The organism is Fervidobacterium sp., from assembly GCF_059913585.1.
Genome location: NZ_DBOLZL010000012.1, coordinates 23,258 through 45,488 on the forward strand (window position 1 = coordinate 23,258; position 22,231 = coordinate 45,488).

Sequence of the window (22,231 nt, forward strand, 5' to 3'; positions counted from 1 at the left end):
CTGATGGCTTAGTGGTAAAATTGATGTGTGGTTTGGTTTCTTGGGAAGGTGGTTGGTGTGAAGGAACCAAGAAGTATTAGAACCTTCGTTCTATCTTTTTCTATTTGGGTAATTTTATCCGGCTTGATTTTACTTACAAGCTCTTGTATTCCAGTCAGAGATACCCAAGTTCCGCAAGTGAGCTTGTTTGTGTCATACGAAGTTGTCGAAGCAAACGTGAATGTGAAGGTAAATGTTGAATTCTCCGATAACGAGTTAGTTGATAAGATAGAGCTCTACAATGGAACAGAGAAGATTTATGAAAAGGAAGTCAAATCAAAATCCGGAACAGAAATATTTCCACTTACTGTACCTATAGAAATAGATGTGGTTAAGCAGTATCAATTTAAGGCAAGAGCTATCGACAAAAGTGGTAACTCCGTCGAGTCTTCTACTTACAATTTAACGTTAGATTTCCACCGACCACAGTTAAGTATTGTAAACGATTATGTGGGTTTTAATGTCAATGTATCAATCCAGAGCGGACCTAAGGTAAAGAAAGTGGAGATATATTCTAATGATAATCTTGTGGGGATGAAAGATACCAACCTAACAAGTGGAAGTGTAATGATTCTTGTTAACCTTCCAGACGATGCTCAAGAGACGGTACAACTCACCGCAAAAGCAACAAGTGAGTTTGGCATCGTTGGTGAAGTTTCTAAGACGGTAATTGTGGATAAAGTCCAACCTCAGGTTCGCATCCTGACAACGATTAGTGAACCGTACGTGAGTGGGACAAGAGTAATTGATGTTGAAGCTTCAGATGACAAAACGCTTGAAAAAGTTGAATATTACCTTAACTCGACAAAAATCGGTGAAAAGACTTTAAGTCCTTTCTCTATTACTGTTGATACGACAAAATATCCAGATGGCGAATACACGTTTAAAGCCAAAGCTTACGATAAAGCAGGTAACACAAACGAGGCAACGATTTTGTTTAAGATAGACAATAACCCTCCAAGTCTTTCGATAAAGTCATTGACAAACGGTTCATATATCTCTGGAACGAAAAATATTGAAGTATCAGCAGTCGATGGGAATGGGATAAGTAAAGTTGAACTGTATTTAAACAACAACAAAATAGGAGAAAAGACTAATTCACCTTACACATTTGCTTTGGGCACTACGAGCTATTCAGATGGACCATACACTTTGAAGGCAGTAGCTTTCGATGTATTTGACAAACGCAGTGAAACAAGTTTACAAGTTAATTTCGATAATACGCTTCCAAATGTTAGTATTACATCACCAACAAATGGAGAAGTCATCATTGGAGTGGCGCAAGTCAATGTTAATGCATCTGATAATTTCGGAATAAGCAAAGTTGAGCTTTACGTAGGATATTCAAAGGTAGGCGAAAAGACGGAAGCACCATATACGTTTGTCATTGACACAAGGAAACACCTTTCGGGTAGTTATTCTTTGAAAGCTGCAGCGTATGATTTGGCTGAAAATAAGAAAGAGGCGAGCATAAATGTAACTTTGCAAAAGCCATCCGCTGGTGATGTTATTTGGAAGTTCAAAGCAGGTGGGGCAATATACAGCTGTCCTGCTATTGACACAAACTGGAGTAGGGAAGCAATTTACTTCGGTAGTGACGATGGATATTTGTATGCGTTATCACTTGATAGCTTATTTAAATGGAAGTACGAAACCAACGATTGGGTACACACTTCACCTGCTGTTGATTCACATGGAACAATTTATGTGGGAAGTGACGATGGATATTTGTACGCCGTCAACCCAGATGGGACTATTAAGTGGAAACATCCAGTTAACGGTTGGGTAAGGTCTTCACCAGCTTTGGACTATCCTACTGTTTACGTTGCAACTACGAATGGAGAAGTTTACGCAATTCGCACGTACGACGGCACGCGAAAATGGAAAGTTCAACTTGGGGATGCGGTGTATTCATCACCAGCTATAGGAAGTTATGGAACGATATACATAGGATGCAATGATGGGTATCTTTATGCACTTGATGATTGGGACGGCGATGAGGAATGGAAATTTAAAACTAACGGAGCTATTTACTCATCCCCGGCGATAGGTAGTGATGGAACGATATACGTAGGTAGTGACGATGGTTCTATTTACGCAATAAGGTCGGATGGTACCTCCAAATGGCAAGTTCAAACAGGTGACTGGGTACGTTCTTCACCAGTGATAGGTTCTGATGGGACGGTCTATGCCGGCAGTGATGATGGATGTCTGTATGCAATTAACAGTGATGGGACGATAAAATGGACGTTCAAAACAAATGGTTATATAAGAGCTACACCAGTTATTAGTTCAGATGGGACGATATACGTCCCAAGTAATGATGGATATGTCTACGCAATTTCATCTGATAAAAAGCAAAAATGGAAAATATTTGTGGGATACAATCCTTCTTCTGCAACTTTAGATGATGATGGGACACTCTATGTGGGAACAGACGATGGATATTTATACGCGATTTACACAGGCTTGTCTTATGGCTTGGCGTATAGTGATTGGCCTAAGTTCAAAAGGAATTTGAGAAACACTGGAAAATTATGGGATAGTCTAAGCTGGTAAAATTCTGTTACGAAGAAAACAGAAGACCACCCGGTTAGGTGGTCTTTTGTATTCATACAGAGTTTATATAAACTTTGCTACTTCTTCAAGCGGTTTTCTTTTCCTATTGCCCTGCTCAATGGTAGCGTGTTTTTCGTTCAGCATATCAAAATTTCCCCAATAGCCTACTGCTATTAAGGTTATTATTATCCCATTCAACCCAAAGAGTTCTTTGACCTTCAATGGGTCATAGCCAGCAACTGGGTGTGCAACAAGTCCCATCTGTGTTGCTTGGGCTAACAGTAATCCAACGGCAGTTCCTGTGTCAAATAGCGAGTAATTTCTCCTATCGCTCAACTGACAACCGAATTCGTCGTCTGTGTAAACGATAAGCATAACCGGTGCTTGTTTCATCCAGTAATTACCTTCAGAGAGTGTGGAATGAAGTTTCTCGAGATTTTCCTTCGTTCTCACCACAAGAAATCTCCAAGGCTGTTTGTTCATACATGAAGGTGCAAGATGTGCCGCTTTTAAAAGAGTTTCTATCTTCTCATCTTCAACAGGGTCTGGTCTTACGCCTCTGAATGCCCTTCTCACAAGGATGTTGTCGTTAAGGGTTTGGTCTTCTTCAATGATTTTTTTGTATTCTTCCAACACTTCTTCTGCGTGCCCATTTACGCTGACTTTAATCCATTCTCTTCTGATTCTCCCCCATGGGTCGACTATGAATGTAGACCTTATTAATTTTCCATCTTTTGCTGCACCAAATTGCTCTGCTACTATCTTATCCGGGTCTGAAAGTAATTTTACTCTTAGACCCTTTTTAGATTTAAAACTTGCAATAGCTTTGCAATCGTCAGGGGATATTCCTATTACATTACCGTTAAATTCATCGAGAAGTCTTGTGAAATCGATACCCTCGAGTGTACAACCTGGAGTGTTTGCTTTGGGATAGAAATAAACCACTGTATACCTTCCCAAAAGGTTTGTCCAGGAAAAATCTTTTCCTTCTTCATCTTTTAAAGTAAACTGGGGAATGAGCTTAAAGCGTGATTGAATCATAACTCCAACCCCCTCAAAGCAACAGGTGTTTTATCAATTTGGTATGGAGCGAGTTGCTCTTCGTAAACCGGCTTGTTTGGGTTCATGTATATCACTCCAAGTGCAAGCTTTGAGGTGTCAGTTGCAATTTTAAATGCAGCTTGTCTGTCGTTTGGGTCGTAACTGTCTGGAAGCAGATATGTGTTTTCTCTGTACCACTGGTATGTGTTAACTTTGTTGAACGTGACACATGGTTGCAATATATCAATTAGAGCGTATCCTTTGTGTTTTATAGCCATTTTGATGAGTTCTACAGTAAGTTGGAAATTTCCGGAAAAGCTTCTGGCAACAAAAGACGCATCAAGAGCAACAGCAACAGCAATGGGGTTGAATGGGTCAACAATAACTCCATCGAATTGGAGCGTTGTGACTTGCCCTCGTGCAGTTGTTGGTGATGCCTGACCTTTTGTCAATCCGTATATTTGGTTATCGTGCACAATGTTTGTTATATCAGGATTCTTTCTTATTGTGTGGATAAAATGATTACCACCTTCACCGTATGTACAACCATCTCCGCTCTCAGCAATTACGATAAGGTTGGGATTAACCATCTTTATAGCAACTGCTGCAGGTAGTGACCTCCCATGCAGTCCGTTAAACATATTAGCTCTAACGTACTGAGGCATTTTCGCTGCCTGACCTATACCAGAGACCAACACAACTTGGGTTGGGTCAAGTTGTAACTGTGCAAGAGCTGTTTTTAGTTCATTGATTATTCCAAAATTTCCGCATCCTGGACACCAGGCGATGTCCGCATCGGGAATGTCGTAAATTTTTGGGTCAAATGCGGTATTCGTATAGCTCATATTACTCAACCTCCTTGGAAATAGCTTCCATAACCTGTTCCACTGAGAACGGGAATCCGTCGTATTTCAATATTCTTCTTCGGGTGTCTACAGCATCAAATGTTAGTTTTATAAGATTCGCAAATTGTCCTGTTGCATTTTGCTCAAGGAATATTACCTTTTCCGCTTTTTTCAGGTAACTCTCCGCAATTGGTGGCACGGGGTACACCTGCGAGAAGTGAAGCATCGCTACATCTTTGTTACCAAGTTGTTCAAGAGCTTCCTTGACTATCAATTGAGTGGAGCCCCATGTGACAATGAGGTATCTGTAGTTCTCACTCCCGAAAAGCTTTGGAGGAACTGCATCCTGGATAATTTTATTCATCTTCTTTAACCGTTTTTCGACCATTTTTCTCCTTACTTGAGCACTTTCTGTTATGTGTCCGTATTCATCGTGCTCGTCGCTATCAACTCTTACCAGTCCCTTTCCATAACCAGGAATGCCACGTGGCGATATTCCGTCTTCTGTAAGTGCGTATCTTCTGTAATTCTCATCGGTTTTGATGATATAACGTTCTATGTTTACTTCCGGCATTTCATCGACATTGTAGAACGAATCAAGAAAATACTGGTCTGTGAGGATAAAAACTGGTATCTGATATTTATCAGCCATGTTGAACGCTTTTGCACTGAGCTCATAGGCTTCGCACAAATTTCCAGGAGCGTAAATGATTCTTGGGAAATCACCGTGCCCTGCGTATAACACGAGGTTCAAATCCCCTTGCTCAGTTCTTGTTGGTAAACCTGTAGCTGGTCCTGGCCTTTGACCAAGGTGCACAACTATCGGTGTTTCAATCATACCCGATAAACTGATGGCTTCTGTCATCAGCGCGAATCCACCACCGGAGGTTGATACCATTGCACGAGCTCCTGCGTACCATGCAGCAATTGCCATATTGGCAGCTGCAATTTCATCTTCCGCTTGGTCGACAAGTATACCGTACTGTTTTGACAACCTTGATAGTTCTGTAAATACCGTTGTTGCTGGTGACATAGGGTAAGATGATATGAAATTACAACCGCCGGCTATAGCACCTTTTGCGACTGCTTCGGACCCATTTAGAAGGTATTGTTTTTTTACTTCGTCGGAAGGCGTGATTTCAAACCTTAGACCTAACGATTTACCGATTTCGTAACCTTTTAGGGCTGCATTAACGTTTGCCTTAACTACCTCTTCGGACTTCTTAGAAAAGTAGGCTTTTATATTGTTAACCAAGGCATCTTCCTCGGCGTTTATAATCCCAGCCAGGATACCTATCGCTACTGAGTTCTCGTATATCTTGTTACCAAAACTTTCTGCAATCTCTTCAAGCAGGATGCCTATAGAGTTCTTTTCATTTTCAACATATTTCTTTTCACCAAGGATAATCGTTTCTTCCGTGATACGTGGTCTTAATCGTTCTATAGCGTTGTCGTTGAGAGGGACTAAAATATCGATACGGTCTACGTAGGCCTTTACTGGTTGAGATGATATACGTATCTCCGTTGAGTTATTACCTCCGCGCACCCTTGACATGTATTCTTTTGTTGCAAAGACATGGAATCCAGAATCCTTTGCTACTCTTGTTAAAATGTGTTCTACGGCTTGAATACCCTGCCCTGCAGCACCACTTAATACAATTGAAATCTCACTCTTCTTTTCCATACTCATATCGCCTCCAAAATCCTTTCGAATATTTCTTTATTCGCAGTATAAATTCGTTCATTCATTAAATCTTCCATAGCCATCAGATAATGTTTAGGTTCGACACCAGGTATAAGGTTGTTTCTTGCAACTACCCCGAGTAGTGCGATGTTTTGCATACGCGCATCTGGCAAATCGTATTTGACTTTGTATACTTTTACGCCTCGCGTGTTAGCTACGTTTTCAATTTCTTCTTCCTTTATTTCACCTTCCCTGCCTAACCTTACGGATAATGGCTGCCAGGATGTGTTGTAATAAACAAGAGTTCCGCCGTCCTTCAGGTAGTTAAGCGCACGTGCAGCTTCGTGTCTTTCAAGTGCAAGTGCCAAGTCAACATCTCCAGGTATCACAAGTGGAGAGTTCGCATCCCCAATTCTTATGTGTGAAGAGACAATCCCACCCCTTTGGGCTAAGCCGTGAGTATCGACACCTATGCATTTTTGACCACTGTAATCGATGGCACGGATTAATACTTCGCTCAGAAGACCTATTCCTTGTCCGCCAACACCTATGAGGAATATGTCAAACTTTCTCATTTCGCATCACCACCTGATTCCACTTTTTCAAACTCCAACGCTCCAGATGGACAAACAACCATACATGAACCATCGCCAATACAGAGGTCTTCGTGGACAAAGATGCTTCCATCATCCGCCCTTTGGAACGATGGGCAAGCAAATTTAGTTATACACACACCGGCAAGTGTGCATCTGTTAGTTACCTTCATCTGAGGTACTTTTATAACTCCCTTCCTTCTTCTTTCCCTTGTGAATTTCAACATGCATGGATGTTTTGCAATCACAACGTTGAATTCTTTTGTTTCAAGAGCTGTTCGCAAGATTTCTTCTAGTTTATCTTGCTGGTATGTATCGACTTCCCAAATATGCTTTACACCAATTGCTTCAAGTAACTGCCTGATCTTCATTACTTTTCCAGGATGGTCTTGGTGACCAGTCATAGCTGTTGTCCCATTCTCCATAATCACGAGTGTAAAGTTGTGCTTGTTGAATACGGCGTTTATAATCCCCGGTATTCCAGCGTGGAAGAATGTGGAATCTCCAAGAAATGCGACAACTTTTCTATTTGGGTTGAACATGCTAAGACCAGATGATGTTCCTGTCGAGTGACCCATCGATAGAAGGACTTGCCCTACGTTGTAAGGTTCCAAAAAGCCGAGTGTGTGACATCCAATATCCGCTACAGATATATCTTTTTCTTTCAAAATTTTTGAGAGGACATAGAAAACAGGTCTGTGACCACAACCCGGACAAAGTTGTGGTGGACGGCTTAGAACTCGCATTGTGTTGGTTGGAACTTTGATATTTCTGACCAACTCCGGTGCAAATTTCGAAAGAACTGAATAAACTTTTTCTGGAGTATATTCTCCAATCCACTCTTCTATGTCAGTTTTCCCAACGATTTTTACATCTATCCTTTCTTCAAAGGCTATTGCTTTTACCTTCTCTTCGATGAAATCATCTAACTCTTCCAGAACTTTTACTATTTTGTGCTTTTTAAGAAATTCTGTTATTGCCTTCCTTGGCAACGGATAAACCATGCCAAGTCTTAAAATGTCTACTTTTTTCACATTCTCTCCCAGGACATCGAGCAATGAAAGGTAGGGGAGTCCAGCTGTTATAATTCCTATCTCACTCCCGTTGTTTGTTATAAAAGCATATTTTTCCGAAATCTCAGCCCACATTTGCAGTTTTTCAAGTGCCCTTCTTTTCATCACCGGAACATTTTGAGCTATAGGAATGTATGGACCGTTGTTTTTAGCATCAAAGACAGGAGAACCTAGTGGGGAGGGAATAAACGTTCCAAAGTTGACTTTTTGTTTGAAGTGGGCTGTGTGGGTGGTTAAGCGCAGAATTACAGGAGAACGTAGCCTTTTAGAGTATTCGACAGCTTGTTTGAACATATCGTAAACCTCTTGCGCATCTTTTGGTTCAAAGACAGGGGTGTAGGAAAGCCTTGCGTAATGTCGGTTATCTTGCTCATTTTGTGAACTGTTGGCACCCGGGTCATCACCTATTACAATTACCATCCCACCAGGGATTTCCATCATACTTAGCTGGACAAACGAATCGGCAACCACGTTCATACCAACACTTTTGAAAAACACACATGAGGTAAATCCATTGATTGCTGCGCCAAACGCTACTTCTAATGCTACTTTTTCGTTTGTTGAAAACTCGAAGTACAGTGGATTTTTGTCCTTTGGTATGGCATTTATCGCTTCGGCTATTTCAGGTGTAGGTGAACCAGGATATGATGTCACCACTCTTACACCGCTTTCAATCATCGCCCTCACAATTGCAGTGTTTCCGATAACAATTTCCGAAAAAGGACCTTTCTGGATTAACAACTCTCCCAAGTTTTTCATCCAATCACCTCACTCATGTCGAAGTTAGTGAATTAGGTTTAACTTATTATAACATAAAAAGATAGACTTTGTCTACATATGTATTTTAATTAAAGGATTTGATAAATCAAAAACAAGCATAGGAATGAATTATTGAAAAACAACAACGAATGAGAAGATAATATTCAATAATTGTCTCTGGTGAATAACACCTGGTAGTTGCAATTACATAGGATAGGATTTAGTATATTATTGAAAAGAAAAAACTTAATATTCCCCAGCCCTTAAAGGTGCACTTACGTGCTTAAAAGGGAACTCCGGTGAAAATCCGGGACGGTCGGGCCACCGTGAGTGGGGACGAAACCTGCAAAATGCCACTGGCTTTAATGCTGGGAAGGCGCAGGGAGTAGGATGATCCACAAGTCGGGAGACCTGCCTTTAAGGGAATGGGCACCCCAAAAACCATCGATTTTTGGGGGTATTTTTCTTTGAATTTCTGAAAGGGGGTATATGTTGTGAAGATTCACGAGTATTTGGCAAAGGATATCCTGCGAGCTGAAGGAGTAAGAGTACCAAGAAGCTATTTGGTGACGTCTGAAGAACTAGCAGAGGAAAAGTCTTTAACAAAGTGCTTGGAAAGGCTAGGTTTTCCACAGGTCCTTAAAGCTCAAGTATTAGTTGGTGGAAGGATGAAAGCTGGCGGAATTGTGGTTGCCGAGGATTTAGAGAAAAGTATTGAAGGCATCAAGAAGATTTTAGGGATGAAGATAAAAGGAGAAGAACCTTATGGGGTGTTAGTTGAAGAATACATCCCTCATGACACCGAGAGGTATATTTCACTTTCGATTGACAGAAATATGAGAGATGTTGTGTTTGTGTATTCTGAGGTTGGTGGTGTAGACATAGAGGAGTTTGCTTTAAAGTATCCTGATAAGTTATTACGTACAAATTATATATACGAGCTTCCAAAAGACCTTCAGGAATTTGCGCAGAAGTTGTACGAAATTTTTGTTAGATATGACTTGAATTTATTAGAAATCAATCCTTTCGTTTTCAAAGATGGGGATTTTTATGCGTTAGACGCTGTCTTCCATGTAGACGACAGTGCGTTATTTAGACAATTGTGGGCATATGAGGATGATGAAGAAACAAATTCTTTCGTGCCGTTTGAAAACGGAGAAATTGGCGTAATTGGGTGTGGTGCAGGCATTGTCATGGCAACGATAGACGCTCTTGTTGAATATGGTTACAAACCGGCTAATTTTTGTGACTTAGGCGGAGGAGCAACAATGGAAAGCGTGTACGAGGCGTTGAAAAAAGTCAAATCTTTGAGTAATAAAGCTGTTTTGAATATCTTTGGGGGCATCACAGATTGTTTGGAAATAGCTAAAGGTGTCGTAAATTTCAAAGAAGAGAACCCGGATTTTGAAATTTACATAAGGTTATCTGGAAACAACGAGTTTTTGGCAAGAGAGCTACTGAAACAACATAATATTGATGCTGTTAATGATATGAAAGAACTAATTGAAAGTCTTCAGAAGGTCACGAAAACTTTAAGTAGGGGGGTTGGCGATGTTTTGTAAAACAAATAGAGTTTGCGTTTACGGTGGGACAGGAAGGTATGGAAGCTATCACCTAAAAAGGATGATTGAATACGGAACGAATGTAGTATGTGTGGTGAGTAAGAATAAACAAATACAGCGCATAGAGGGTGTACCAGTTTATCAAAGTCTCGGTGAGAGTTTTGAAAAGCCAGATACGGCTGTTTTTTTCGTGCCACCTCAAAATGTTTTAGAAGCGTTTAAGGATGCTGTTGATAATGGTGTGGTGAATTTTGTAATAATAACTGAACATGTGCCTGTTCATGATACGTTAAAGATGTTGAAATTAGCAAAAGAAAAGGGAGCCAGAATGGTTGGTCCCAATTGCCCAGGTGTTATAAACCCTCATGAACGAGTTAAGGTTGGTATCATGCCAGAAAAGTATTTTAAAGCAGGAAACGTAGCCATCATTTCAAGAAGTGGAACGCTGATGTATGAAACGGCAAAACATCTGAGCGAGGGTCCAGGTGTCGGTGTAGCACTTGGGTTAGGTGGAGACCCCGTTGTGGGAACAAATGTTTCGGAAGCTTTTGAGATAGTGAAAAAACTAGGTTACGAAAAAGTATTGCTAATCGGTGAAATTGGTGGTGAAGATGAGGTGAGAGGCGTTGAGCACGCATTAAAAATAGGATTTTCTCCAGAAAACATTGTTGCTTTCTTCGCAGGTAGACATGCTCCAGAAGGGAAACGTATGGGGCACGCGGGAGCAATTATTGAAGGAGAAAGGGGAAAAGTTTCTTTTAAGGAACAAAGACTAAAAGAATTAGGAGTTAGGGTGGTGAAATTTCCGTGGGAAGTAAAAGACGCTTGGAGAAATTGCTGAAAGAATACTTCCTTTCCTCATTTGGAGTATTCCTCACAGCTCTGGGGTTGGTTATTTTCCTCATCCCTAATAACATTGCGGCTGGTGGGGCATCAGGTCTTGCAATTGTCTTGAACAGATTAATCCCACTTTCGGTGGGTATTTGGATGTATATCATAAATATTACACTTTTTCTGACAGCATTTTTGATAATAGGGTTTGACTTCAGTTTTAAAACAATATACTGCACTTTTTTGCTGAATTTTTTGATAGATTTCTTCGATAGGATAGCACCTATTTACAAGTATCAAGGTAAAGACGTGATTCTTGCTGTATTCTTTGGGGATATATTAACTGCCATTGGTATGGCTATAGCGTTTTCTCAGAACGCTTCGACAGGTGGGACTGATATTATCGCAAAAATATTGAATAAGTTTTTTGGTGCACCATTTGGTATGTCAATTTTGTTTATTGACTTTGCCATAGGTCTTGCTGCAGGACTTGTTTACAACATTGATACGGGTTTGTATTCGATACTTGCCATAATAGTCAACGGAACAACTATTGACTTTGTACTGAAGGGCTTGGAGCTTTCCGTAAATGTATGGGTCGTTTCCGAGAAAATTGACGAAATCAGGGATTTTGTTTTATCAGAATTAGGTAGAGGTTGCACCGTTTTCGAAGCCAAAGGTGGGTATACTAATCTGCCACGCAATGTGTTGTTGGTTGTCTTGAAAAGACGAGAACTTCACGAATTGGTAAACGCAATCAGAACTGTTGATCCAAAAGCTTTCTTTCTTGTAAACGAGGCTAGATACGTTTACGGAAAAGGTTTCAAAGAGATTGTATAGTAAATCCCTTCCCATGCTCTTTGCTCATAGCTTCGCCCCTTTGACGGGGGCTTTTTTATTTAAAATCATGTATTGACAAGGTATGGTAGTTTTGTGATATAATAAGGGCAAATAGGTTACGTTAGAAACACTGAGAAAAAACGAGTAAAATAGAGATTTAACGAAATTTAGTCAGGAGGATGTCATAACGTGCTTGATTATCAAAATTTATCAATTGAGAACTTCATGAATGTTGAAATCAATATGAAATCTAAAGCTAAACGCAGCTGCCCGCTTTATGGTGGTCAGCTTGCGTTTGGCTTGGGATAAAATCAAACGCAAGCAAGTAACAAAAGACTACCATAGGCGGGCTACAGTGAAAAACTGTAGCCCGCTTTTTTATTAGCCTTATGAATTCTTCAATCCATCAAAAAGAAGGAGGTATCCTTTATGGGGTTCAAGGTCGGTATAGTAGGTGCAACAGGGGCGGTTGGAAGGACGATGGTCGAGGTTCTTGAAAAAAGTGAGGTTCCAGTTTCCGAACTCAGGCTCTTTGCATCGGAAAGGTCAGCTGGACAAACTCTAACGTTCAAAGGTGTGCAAGTGATGGTTGAGGTTCTTACAGAAGAAGCTATGAGGGAAGGTTTTGACTATTTACTTTTCTCAGCTGGTGCGGATGTTTCAAGAAGATACGCGCCAATTGCAGCACAAGCGGGAACAACGGTGATTGATAACTCATCTGCATTCAGGATGGTCCCAGAAATTCCGCTTGTTGTTCCAGAAATAAATGGGAAGTTGCTAAAGGGATATCATGGAATTGTCGCAAACCCGAATTGTTCAACTATTCAAATGGTCTTGGCGCTCTACAGGGTACACGACAGATACCATCTGCACGAGATATTTGTCTCAACATACCAGGCAGTTTCTGGAGCAGGTCATAAGGCAGTTGTTGAATACGAAAGGCAACTTGCCGGTGATACAACAAATATGGTTTTCCCAAGACAGATAGCCCATAACGTCATTCCGCTCATAGGTGATTTAAAAGATGATATATCTCAAGAGGAATGGAAGATGATAAACGAAACAAGGAAAATATTGAATTCAAGGTCTATTGCCGTATTCCCAACAACTGTAAGGGTTCCTGTTAGGGTGGGACATTCGGAAAGTGTCGTAGCTCGGACTCTCTTCCCAATAATGTCAAAGGAAGACTTAGTAGAAACTATTGCTTCAGGTGAGGATGTAATAGTTCATGACGATATCATTACACCAATAGAGGTAGCTGGTGACGACTATGTTCACGTTAGTAGAATAAGGCTCTTTGACGCGCACACATTTGGATTGTGGGTTGTGGCAGACAACCTGAGAGTTGGAGCTGCAACGAATGCTGTTAGGATTCTGAAGCTACACAGTCAGCTGAATTCTGATTTAGTTTTTGAAAGTGAGGCGAGGGAAGTTGAGGGAAGATGAGTTAAGAAAGCTCGGAATTAGTTTGATTTGCAACTACTCGGCTACGGGTAATACTTTTGTCGTTGTTGATACGACGAAGACAACTCTAAACGATGTGGCAAAAGAAAAGATTGTGCTTGAAGTTGTCGAAGACAGAGATGGAGTTATCTTTGTTGAACAACATAGTAAGCGGTTCTTTATGGATTATTTTAACAGAGATGGAAAACGAGCAACTTTTTGTGGAAATGGAGCAAGAACGTTTTTGAAATTTCTCTCAGAGAATTTCAACGTTTCTGGAAAAGTCTCCATAGAAACCAATGCAGGTGTGCTTAATGGATACATCGGAGAGAAAATTTTTGTCCAAATGCCAGACCCTGTGGTTAATTATTTCGTGCCTCAAGAAGAACTTTCGGGTTTTGCAGGGATATTGATTACAGTAGGTGTACCACACCTTGTTATGAACGTCGGAAAAGCAATCTGGGGGTTCGATATGGAAATTGCAAGGTTGCTTAGACATAAGTTCAATGCCAATGTTAATTTGTTTAATGTCTTAGATGCCAGCACCTTTGAGATTAGGACGTTTGAACGAGGTGTTGAAAGAGAAACATTATCCTGCGGCTCAGGAACGACGGCAACTGCGTATTTCGTCAAGTATTATATTCTTCGTGACAACAAAATACCAGACAAATTAACAGCTCAAACAAAAGGCGGAATTCTCAATGTGCTTTTTGAGAGTGATGGAATTTATTTGGAAGGGGGAGTCGAACATGAGTAATTCATCAGGTCAGATGCGTATGTTTCACGGGGTTGGAACAGCTATAGTAACACCGTTCATGAACGGTGAGGTTGACTACGAAAGTTATGAAAGGATTCTAAGATGGCAGATTGAAAGCGGTGTAAATGCCGTTATCGTCGCTGGAACAACAGGCGAAGGTGCTACTTTGACAGTTGAAGAAAGAGAACGTTTAACAGCGTTAACAAAGGAAATTTGTGAAGGTAAGGCTCAAGTTGTTGTTGGAACAGGGACCAATGATACGAAAAAGACATTGGAGCTTTCTATAAGTGCGCAAAAGTTTGGTGCAGATGCTGTATTAATAGTTACTCCCTACTACAACAAACCTACACAGGAAGGTCTTTACGCACACTATAAGTATCTCTCAGAAAGACTCGACATTCCAATAATCATCTACAACGTTCCTTCTCGAACCGGTGTGAATATATCTCCTGAAACCGTGGCACGATTGGCAGTGGAGTGTCGAAATATAAAAGCAATAAAGGAAGCAAATCCAGATGTTGCTCAATCTGATGAGATTTACAGATTGACAAAGGACCTCGACTTCTACATCTACTCAGGGAACGATGATAGAGCATTTCATATGATATGCGCGGGTGCAAAGGGAGTAATTTCTGTGGCTTCGAACGTTGTTCCCGCTCGAATGGTAGAGATGGTCAATGCAATCTTTTCAGCTGACATCTCAAAAGCCCTCAAAATTCACATGGAGCTTACCCCATTGTTCAAAGCCCTTTTCATAGAAACCAATCCACTTCCTGTTAAAGCGGCTATGCATTTGATGGGATTACTTAAAAACGAATTCAGACTACCGCTTGTTCCACCGAAGGAATCAACTGTAGAAAGACTGAGGGTGATTCTTAAGGAATTGGGGGCGATAGAATGAATAGACCAAACAAAGTGAACATAAGATACGGTTTAGTGGGCGCAAACGGGAAAATGGGTGCGGAGATTCAAAGTTATTTCTCATCGTTAGGTGATTTGTGCGTTTTGAGAAAAGATAGGGGGGTTTTTGAAGAGATTGAGCGACCACAAGTGATAATTGATTTTTCATCTCCTGATGCTGTTTTTGAAACAATTGAACTGTGCAGAAAATACAGCTGTGGACTTGTGATAGGTACAACCGCGCTAACCGAAGAGCATTTTGCAAGACTGAAAGAATTATCTGAACATGTTCCCGTGGTTCAAAGTTATAACTTTTCAACGGGAATCGCTATCTTAAAAAGAATTGTAAAGGAATATGCGAGCTATTTCGAGGATTGGGATGCGGCTATGGTTGAAATTCATCATAACCAGAAAAAGGATGCTCCATCCGGCACTGCCAAAATGCTTAAGCAAGTTTTGGGAAAGGAGATACCTATAAGCTCTATAAGAGTTGGTGGAATCTTTGGTGAACATACGTTGATTTTTTCTAATTCAGGTGAAACTGTTGAGATTACGCATAGAGCTTTATCAAGAAGAGCATTTGCGATAGGTGTAAGGAATGCTGCACTGTTTGTGCTGGGAAAAAAGAAGGGATTTTTTAGCTACGATGACGTTTTGGAATCTGCGCAAGCCAGATAATCGGTGAGTGGAGGGGTTAGGATGGACATTAAAAAGAGTGTAAGTGAATTATCAAGTGAAGAAATCATCGAGATTATTGCGAAAAGTAAGAAAAGGGACCTGGTAAGGGTCTACATTTCGGGAAGGTTAGACAGTGTTGATTTTGGCAAGTACAAATCTGAAGAAATTGAATTTGATTTCGTTGTAGGGAAAGATTTTGGAGTATTATTTGGGGATTTTGAAATCATCTCACAGGTGCTTAGAAATGAAGGGATAGAAAAATACAAAGTGGAATACATTGCTAGGAATTCGGCAATTCCGCTGGCAGATATATCACGATTCAACGCAAGGATAGAGCCAGGTGCAATTATCCGCGAGCTCGTTGAAATTAGTGACAGAGCGGTTGTAATGATGGGAGCTGTAATAAATATCGGCGCTGTAATTGGTGAGGGGACAATGGTTGATATGAATGCTGTAATTGGTGCACGAGCTCGTATTGGAAAGTATTGTCACATAGGTGCTGGGGCGGTTGTGGCAGGTGTTGTTGAACCACCAAGTGCTACACCTGTTGTTATTGAGGACTATGTGCTCGTTGGGGCGAACGCTGTGATTTTGGAAGGCGTAAGAGTAGGACATCATGCCGTTGTTGCCGCCGGTGCAGTTGTCGTTGATGATGTGGAACCTTACACCGTTGTCGCAGGTGTTCCAGCTAAGGTAATCAAAAGGGTTGATGAAAAGACAGCTAATAAGACACAAATTTTGGAAAGTCTCAGAGAAATTAACAGGTAAGCTGTTCAAAGAGCAGGTAGGTGAAGAAAAATTGGTGAAAAACATTCTTCAAAATAGAATAGTTGTTCAAAAATATGGAGGCTCATCGGTAGCTGACCCGGACAGAATTAGAAATGTTGCACGTAGAATAGCAAAGAAAGTCCAAGAAGGTTACAAAGTGGTGACCGTTGTCTCTGCAATGGGTAAGACAACGGACAATTTGATTTCACTTGCTAAGAGTGTATCAAGCAAACCTGACGAAAGAGAACTTGATATGCTTCTCACCACAGGTGAGCAGGTTTCGTGCGCACTTGTTGCGATGGCTTTAAAAGACATGGGAATTAATGCAATTTCTTTAAATGCTTTCCAGGTCAAAATTCTAACCACAAAGTCTTATAACAACGCGAGAATAATGGATATAAGTGTTAAAAAACTGAAAGAATATCTTGATAGCTACGACGTGCTTGTGATAACCGGTTTCCAAGGAATTACCGAAGACGAGCATCTTACAACACTTGGTAGAGGTGGTTCCGATACCTCGGCGGTGGCTTTGGCTGCCAAATTAAAGTGCGATTGTGAGATTTACAGTGATGTTGCAGGTGTTTATACGTGCGACCCAAAGCTTTATCCCGAAACAAAGAAACTCAAGTATGTTACGTACGATGATATGCTTGAGATGGCAGCAACAGGTGCAAAGGTACTACATTCGCGTTCAGTTGAAATAGCCAAGAAATACAAGGTGCGAGTGTATTGTGGTTCATCATTTAACGATGAGGAGGGAACTTGGGTGGTTGACAGAATACCTGAATGGCTCGAAGAACCACTTGTTACAGGGGTTAGTTTGGACAAAAATCAGGTGAAGGTTTCTATAATGGATTTGCCAAATGATGCAAAAGTGGTAACGGATATCTTTAAGAGAGTTGCAGAGAAAGGGATAAACGTCGATATGATATCTCTCGTAAAGAACGGTACATCAACACACGTGTCGTTTACGGTCGTTCCAGAAAGGCTTGACAAAATAGAAGAACTGCTCAATGAAACACTTGCTGATTACGGTGCTAAATACCATTTCTATGGGAAATTTTCAAAAATCACTGTTGTTGGAACAGGCATGAGGTCTCATCACGGCGTTGCTTCAAAGCTTTTGGAAGTGCTTTCCGAACACGGTATCGAACCAGAGCTAATAACTACATCGGAAATCAAAATCTCCGTTTTGGTTCCAGAAAATGTGGCAGAAGAACTGGTAAAAAGCATTTGCAAGGCTTTTGATTTGTAAACTTGAAAAAATTCGGGGAGGAATCTAAATGAACGTTTCGACAGAAGAGACATATATAGCTGGGACGTATAATAGGTATCCCATCAAAGTATTACATGCTAAAGGAATTTATGTCTGGGATAATGATGGAAAATCTTACATCGATACATTCATGGGTATTGGTGTCCTTCTTTTTGGGCACAACCATGAGAAGATAATAAATGCAATGAAAAGAAAGATGGAAAAGTACATTCATCTTTCGAACTTTTTCCTTGATGAGGATGCCTTGTTTGTTGCGCAAAGACTCGTCGAAGAAACGAGAAGATACGGAAAAGTTTTTTTCACAAACTCGGGTGCGGAAAGTACAGAATGTGCCCTAAAAGTGGTCAGAAAGGTCAAAAAAACGGGTAAAATACTTTCATTCGTTAGAAACTTTCATGGAAGGACTTTAAGTGCGTTGAGTGTAACTGGATTTGAAAACATAAGAAGTCAATTCATTAATGATGAGAATGTTGTTTTTCTTCCATATGATTATGAAACTGTAAAAAGGTTTTTGGAAGACGAAGAACACATAGCGGCGGTCTTTTTGGAAGTAGTACATGGTAGTGGTGGTTTAGATGTTATTCCGGAGGGAATCGTCCAGTTGATATCAGAATACAAAAAAGAACATGGATATCTTATCGTCGCTGATGAAGTCCAAAGCGGACTCGGTAGAACAGGCAAGTTTTATGCGTATCAGCATTTTTCAATTCAACCAGACATTGTTACTGTGGCAAAGGGTATAGGTGGCGGACTACCACTTGGAGCATGTATCATGCTTGAGGAATATGCTGATGTTTTTAAAACAGGTGAACACGGTTCTACTTTTGCTCCCAATCCGGTAGCACTTGCTGCAGGAAGAGCGGTTTTGGAGATGATTGATGAAAATTTGCTAAACCATGTTGTAAAAATGGGTAAGTATTTTGAAGAACGTTTTTCAAACCTTGGTGATGTACTCGGTATGGGATTGATGAGAGGACTAAAGCCGAAGTTGTCTGTTGACTCAAAGTGGATAGAAAGGTTTATAAACCAAGGACTCTTGGTTAATATCTTAGGAAACGGTGTTGTCCGGTTTCTGCTACCACTAAATATAACCATAGAGCAAATCGACGAGATTTACGAGAGATTTTGTGAAGTTATTGTTCACTAAAATATACGCATTATTAAAACGCCAAGCATCAATCCTGCGTTTGCAATAAGGTACGATGTATCGCTTTTAGACCAGTTGAGTGTGTAGTAATGTGTTCTTTTCGATATACCGTATTTTCGAGCCTGAAGGGCTAAGGATAGCTCTTCAGCTTTTCTTAATGAAGAAACTAACAAAGGAATTATTATGCTCGTAATTGCAGATAGTTTGTTTCTGAGGCCTTTTTCAGAATACTTGGCACCTCGAGATATCTGGGCTTTGATAATTCTGTCAGCTTCATCAAGGAGTATGGGAATGAAACGGATTGATATCGCAAGCATCATGCCGAAATCTTCCCGCTGTTCGTCTTTTACACCAAAGTATTTAAGAATGTCCACGATACCTCGTGCCGTTAGCAATGGAGGGGTAGTGTAAGTGAACATGGTGGCGAAAAGAAAGATGAGTGATAATCGTAGACCTATGTAAAGGCTGGAAGATATACCACCGATGAAATACTGAACCACAACAGCAAAAACTATCAAAAACCACATGCTTTTCAAACTTCTCAAGTAAACAACCGGCTTAATCCTTGATAGTGCCATGAATAAAATAAAAAAGGCCACAGGGATAATATAACCTAAGAGGTTTTTAACGAGCATAATACTAGTAACCTGAAAGAGCACTGAAATCATCTTTGTTCTGGGGTCTAAGTTGTGAATAGGGGAATCTTTTGGAATGTATTTTCCTATGGTCAGTCTCAATATAAATCACCTGCTCAAAGTTGTTAGTGATTAGAAAATCATTTGCTTGTCCTCAAACTTTTTGAATTTAAAAATGCGACGTATTCACTAATTACGTTTGCATAGTAGCTGAAGAACTTGACTGTGTAAATGTTATACTTATCGGTTCTGCCGTTGTACGCGGATATTGCTCTTGCAAGGTCCCAATCAAATACGTAGCGAAGGGTTAAGTAGATGTAACGGTATGCAATTCTTACTTGCCAATCTGGATAATTAATGAGTTCTGCATGGTTTCTGTATTGTCGTTTGAATTGTTTAACATCTTCGTAAAAATTAACTACATAGAATACGGCGCTCTCATGGAGTTGAAAATAACCAACGGCTTTACCTTGGTCACCAAAAATGTTCATAAAATTTGTTTCCGTAAGACCAAAGGCAAGGATGTATAAAGGATCCACACTCTTCGGAACTATCTTTGATTCCTCTTCCAAAGCTTTGGCCATAAGTTTTGCATGGTTTTCTGGCACTTTGCGAGATGTTAAAAACACATAGGCGAATTCGAAAAGTTCGCCTGCAATTAGGGTGTTTGAAATTGATATCAGAAGAATAATCCAAATAATTTTAATAAACTTTGGGTATTGCTTCATAGACCACCTCTTCTATTTCGTCAGAAGAGAATTTCCAGTTCACAACCTTCGAAACATTTAAACCGTTCTCTCGCAACCCCTTTATTTACAGCAATTTCTATGTATCCTGTGCTATCTTCGTGGACTAACAATTCACCTTCTTCAACATCTGCATAAGTCTCAACGACGGGAACAAGAACGGTTTTATTTCCAACCTTTATTTTTACCTGTTCTTTGTCAGCAACCCAAGAAAAAGGTATGTTTGTTTCTATGTTGCCGAATCTATCGAAATAAGCAACTTCACCAGAGATACCTGTAGCACTCAGATGAGCCTTTCGGTAAGGCACGGTGGCATAATTTGGCAATCTCGTTCCCAAATCATCGAAAATACCTTTTGTGATATATGCGGCAGCTGGAGAGAAAATGTCCCGTCCGTGGAAGGTTTTGGACGTTCCAAAGTGATATTTTTTGTTCACGAGGTCTACAATTTTTCTCGGCTGGTGTCTTTCCAAGACTAAAGTAAGAACACCATTGTCAGGTGCGACGAAATAATATTTTTCTGTCTCGACAGCTATAGCTTTTCTAGCGGTTCCAACACCGTAATCTATTACAACCAGGAAAACGGATTTTTCAGGGAAGTAATCAACACTTCTGTCTAATATGTACATCGCTTCCCGCACGTTGTACGGTGTGATATTGTGTGTGAGGTCTATAATTTCCGCATCTGTTATCTGACGAATTACACCTTTGCAGATTCCAACGTAATGTGAATTACCCCAATCTGTCATGAATACAATCACATATGACACCTTCCTTTCTATTTCTTTTTTCATGTTTCTTATTTAGTTGAACTTAGATGTGATTGTACAATTCTGCTAACCATTTTACCATAAAATCAACGAGGTATGGAACAACCTCATCGTCTGGAAGGAACTGTGGGTTGTGTAATCCAACGATTTCGTTCTTAGTTCTAACACCAGCCCAAAACATTATAGATGGATATTTCATGGTGAAGAATCCAAAATCTTCACCCGTGTACTTCATCCCACAATCTATGAATTTATAAGAGTTTTCAGTAAGGAAATTTTTGAACACTTCAAAGAGATTCGCATTGTTTATAACAGGTGGGTAAAGACTTCCTTTTTCCAGATTGCCCTCATATTTCTCTGCCATCTTTTTCAATTTTTCGAAATTTTCCAAGACGATTTCGAGTGTCTCTCCACGAATAGAACCCTCTATCTGTGCATAATCTGCAACGGCGTTTCGAACACTTCCACCAAATATTCTTCCGAAACCTGCCAACACCCTTTGACCTTTTGTCGCATCGTCAATGGGGTTATCATAGAATTCAGAAAGGAAACCTACCGCTTTTTTGATAGCATCAATCCCTTTTTCTTTTTGTGCGATATGTGCTGATAGTCCTTTGAATTTAGCTGTGATTTCCATTGCGCAAGCGAACAATGTTCCGTTGGTTGAAGCAAACTCACCAAGTTGGTATTCATCTGTTACATGCAATGCCGTTGCAAATTTTACTTTGTACTTCTCCCTCATTTCATCGAGGACGTATTTCGCACCACCGATAGTCTCTTCAGCTGGTTGAAAGACAAAAACGTAATTTCCTACAATGCTTTCTTCTAATACTTTCTTAATCACTCCATACATTACGGACATATGGATATCATGCCCACATGCGTGCATAAAACCTTCGTTTTTGGAAGCAAATTCCCAACCGGTTTCTTCTTTTATAGGGAGTGCATCCATATCAGCTCGATAAAGAACAGAAGGCTTTGTGGGTTCACGTTCGATTAAAACCACTAACCCTGTCTTAGCGACTTTTTCGTACTTAGCTCCAAGCTTTTCCAACGCTTCAATAAGTATTTGTTGAGTTTTGTATTCGTTGAACGCAACTTCTGGAGACATATGGAGTCTATGTCTGAGTTCAACAGGTGAAATTGCGTTAGATATTCTAGACATCCTCATCTCTCCTTCAAGCATTCAGATTACATCTGCTTTTATTAAAATTATACCAAAAATCAGAGAAAAGAAAAAAGTCCACCTTTTCAGGTGGACAAAAGTTTTCGTAAGGTGAGGTTA

At 40.3% G+C, this 22,231-nt stretch carries 20 protein-coding genes and 1 riboswitch; of the genes, 11 read left to right on the forward strand and 9 right to left on the reverse strand.

Annotation, left to right across the window (positions count from 1 at the left end):
- Positions 1–57: 57 nt before the first annotated feature.
- The gene (locus tag AC3M61_RS03430) at positions 58–2,598 is read left to right on the forward strand and encodes a beta-alanine-activating enzyme beta-propeller domain-containing protein (protein ID WP_500779514.1); all 2,541 of its coding nucleotides are present in this window, start codon (positions 58–60) and stop codon (positions 2,596–2,598) included.
- Positions 2,599–2,661: 63 nt separating this feature from the next.
- Here AC3M61_RS03430 and AC3M61_RS03435 read toward each other — a convergent pair whose 3' ends face one another.
- The 5 genes from AC3M61_RS03435 to AC3M61_RS03455 are packed head-to-tail and all read right to left on the reverse strand — an operon-like array spanning position 2,662 to position 8,593.
- The gene (locus tag AC3M61_RS03435) at positions 2,662–3,639 is read right to left on the reverse strand and encodes a redoxin domain-containing protein (RefSeq protein ID WP_500779515.1); all 978 of its coding nucleotides are present in this window, start codon (positions 3,637–3,639) and stop codon (positions 2,662–2,664) included.
- Positions 3,636–4,484 carry a thiamine pyrophosphate-dependent enzyme gene (locus AC3M61_RS03440; protein ID WP_500779516.1) on the reverse strand — a complete coding sequence of 283 codons (849 nt, stop codon included), beginning with the start codon at positions 4,482–4,484 and terminating at the stop codon, positions 3,636–3,638. The genes AC3M61_RS03435 and AC3M61_RS03440 overlap by 4 nt, the downstream gene beginning before the upstream one ends.
- A 1-nt stretch (position 4,485) precedes the next feature.
- Positions 4,486–6,168 (reverse strand): 2-oxoacid:acceptor oxidoreductase subunit alpha, encoded by a 1,683-nt coding sequence (locus AC3M61_RS03445; protein ID WP_500779517.1) that lies wholly within the window; start codon positions 6,166–6,168, stop codon positions 4,486–4,488.
- 2 nt (positions 6,169–6,170) lie between these two features.
- Positions 6,171–6,743: a 2-oxoacid:acceptor oxidoreductase family protein gene (locus AC3M61_RS03450; RefSeq protein WP_500779518.1), complete on the reverse strand. Its 573-nt coding sequence runs from the start codon at positions 6,741–6,743 to the stop codon at positions 6,171–6,173.
- The gene (locus AC3M61_RS03455) at positions 6,740–8,593 is read right to left on the reverse strand and encodes a thiamine pyrophosphate-dependent enzyme (protein ID WP_500779519.1); all 1,854 of its coding nucleotides are present in this window, start codon (positions 8,591–8,593) and stop codon (positions 6,740–6,742) included. Before AC3M61_RS03455 ends, AC3M61_RS03450 begins: the two co-directional genes overlap by 4 nt.
- Positions 8,594–8,843: 250 nt before the next feature.
- Positions 8,844–9,026: riboswitch (cobalamin riboswitch) on the forward strand.
- Positions 9,027–9,087: 61 nt separating this feature from the next.
- Between AC3M61_RS03455 and AC3M61_RS03460 the strand changes: the two genes are divergently transcribed.
- From AC3M61_RS03460 to AC3M61_RS03505, 10 genes are all read left to right on the forward strand, one after another.
- On the forward strand, positions 9,088–10,155 hold the full coding sequence (locus AC3M61_RS03460; protein WP_500779520.1) for an ATP-grasp domain-containing protein: 1,068 nt from the start codon (positions 9,088–9,090) through the stop codon (positions 10,153–10,155).
- Positions 10,145–10,996: a succinate--CoA ligase subunit alpha gene (locus AC3M61_RS03465; RefSeq protein ID WP_500779521.1), complete on the forward strand. Its 852-nt coding sequence runs from the start codon at positions 10,145–10,147 to the stop codon at positions 10,994–10,996. Before AC3M61_RS03460 ends, AC3M61_RS03465 begins: the two co-directional genes overlap by 11 nt.
- The gene (locus AC3M61_RS03470) at positions 10,963–11,826 is read left to right on the forward strand and encodes a YitT family protein (RefSeq protein ID WP_500779522.1); all 864 of its coding nucleotides are present in this window, start codon (positions 10,963–10,965) and stop codon (positions 11,824–11,826) included. The genes AC3M61_RS03465 and AC3M61_RS03470 overlap by 34 nt, the downstream gene beginning before the upstream one ends.
- A gap of 429 nt (positions 11,827–12,255) precedes the next feature.
- Positions 12,256–13,272, forward strand: a complete 1,017-nt coding sequence (locus AC3M61_RS03475; RefSeq protein WP_500779523.1) for an aspartate-semialdehyde dehydrogenase — start codon at positions 12,256–12,258, stop codon at positions 13,270–13,272.
- A complete protein-coding gene (gene dapF / locus AC3M61_RS03480) occupies positions 13,259–14,026 on the forward strand; it encodes a diaminopimelate epimerase (RefSeq protein WP_500779524.1) in 768 nt (255 codons plus the stop codon). The genes AC3M61_RS03475 and dapF overlap by 14 nt, the downstream gene beginning before the upstream one ends.
- 19 nt (positions 14,027–14,045) lie before the next feature.
- Positions 14,046–14,927, forward strand: coding sequence for a 4-hydroxy-tetrahydrodipicolinate synthase (gene dapA / locus AC3M61_RS03485; protein WP_500779729.1), 882 nt, complete (start codon positions 14,046–14,048; stop codon positions 14,925–14,927).
- 20 nt (positions 14,928–14,947) lie between these two features.
- Positions 14,948–15,604 (forward strand): 4-hydroxy-tetrahydrodipicolinate reductase, encoded by a 657-nt coding sequence (locus AC3M61_RS03490; protein WP_500779730.1) that lies wholly within the window; start codon positions 14,948–14,950, stop codon positions 15,602–15,604.
- 21 nt (positions 15,605–15,625) lie between these two features.
- Entirely contained in the window at positions 15,626–16,372 is a 747-nt protein-coding gene (dapD, locus tag AC3M61_RS03495; RefSeq protein ID WP_500779525.1) for a 2,3,4,5-tetrahydropyridine-2,6-dicarboxylate N-acetyltransferase, read from the forward strand.
- A gap of 31 nt (positions 16,373–16,403) precedes the next feature.
- A complete protein-coding gene (locus AC3M61_RS03500; RefSeq protein ID WP_500779731.1) occupies positions 16,404–17,627 on the forward strand; it encodes an aspartate kinase in 1,224 nt (407 codons plus the stop codon).
- A gap of 28 nt (positions 17,628–17,655) precedes the next feature.
- Positions 17,656–18,795 (forward strand): aspartate aminotransferase family protein, encoded by a 1,140-nt coding sequence (locus AC3M61_RS03505; RefSeq protein WP_500779526.1) that lies wholly within the window; start codon positions 17,656–17,658, stop codon positions 18,793–18,795.
- Here the strand turns inward: AC3M61_RS03505 and AC3M61_RS03510 are convergent.
- Genes AC3M61_RS03510 through AC3M61_RS03525 form a run of 4 tightly spaced genes read right to left on the reverse strand, consistent with a single transcriptional unit; the run spans position 18,792 to position 22,111 of the window.
- The gene (locus AC3M61_RS03510; protein WP_500779527.1) at positions 18,792–19,532 is read right to left on the reverse strand and encodes an energy-coupling factor transporter transmembrane component T family protein; all 741 of its coding nucleotides are present in this window, start codon (positions 19,530–19,532) and stop codon (positions 18,792–18,794) included. The genes AC3M61_RS03505 and AC3M61_RS03510 overlap by 4 nt on opposite strands.
- A gap of 38 nt (positions 19,533–19,570) precedes the next feature.
- On the reverse strand, positions 19,571–20,158 hold the full coding sequence (locus AC3M61_RS03515) for a hypothetical protein (protein ID WP_500779528.1): 588 nt from the start codon (positions 20,156–20,158) through the stop codon (positions 19,571–19,573).
- A gap of 20 nt (positions 20,159–20,178) precedes the next feature.
- Positions 20,179–20,937, reverse strand: coding sequence for an SAM hydrolase/SAM-dependent halogenase family protein (locus AC3M61_RS03520; protein ID WP_500779529.1), 759 nt, complete (start codon positions 20,935–20,937; stop codon positions 20,179–20,181).
- A 52-nt stretch (positions 20,938–20,989) separates the two neighbouring features.
- On the reverse strand, positions 20,990–22,111 hold the full coding sequence (locus AC3M61_RS03525; protein WP_500779530.1) for a M20 family metallopeptidase: 1,122 nt from the start codon (positions 22,109–22,111) through the stop codon (positions 20,990–20,992).
- Between the last annotated feature and the right edge of the window lie 120 nt (positions 22,112–22,231).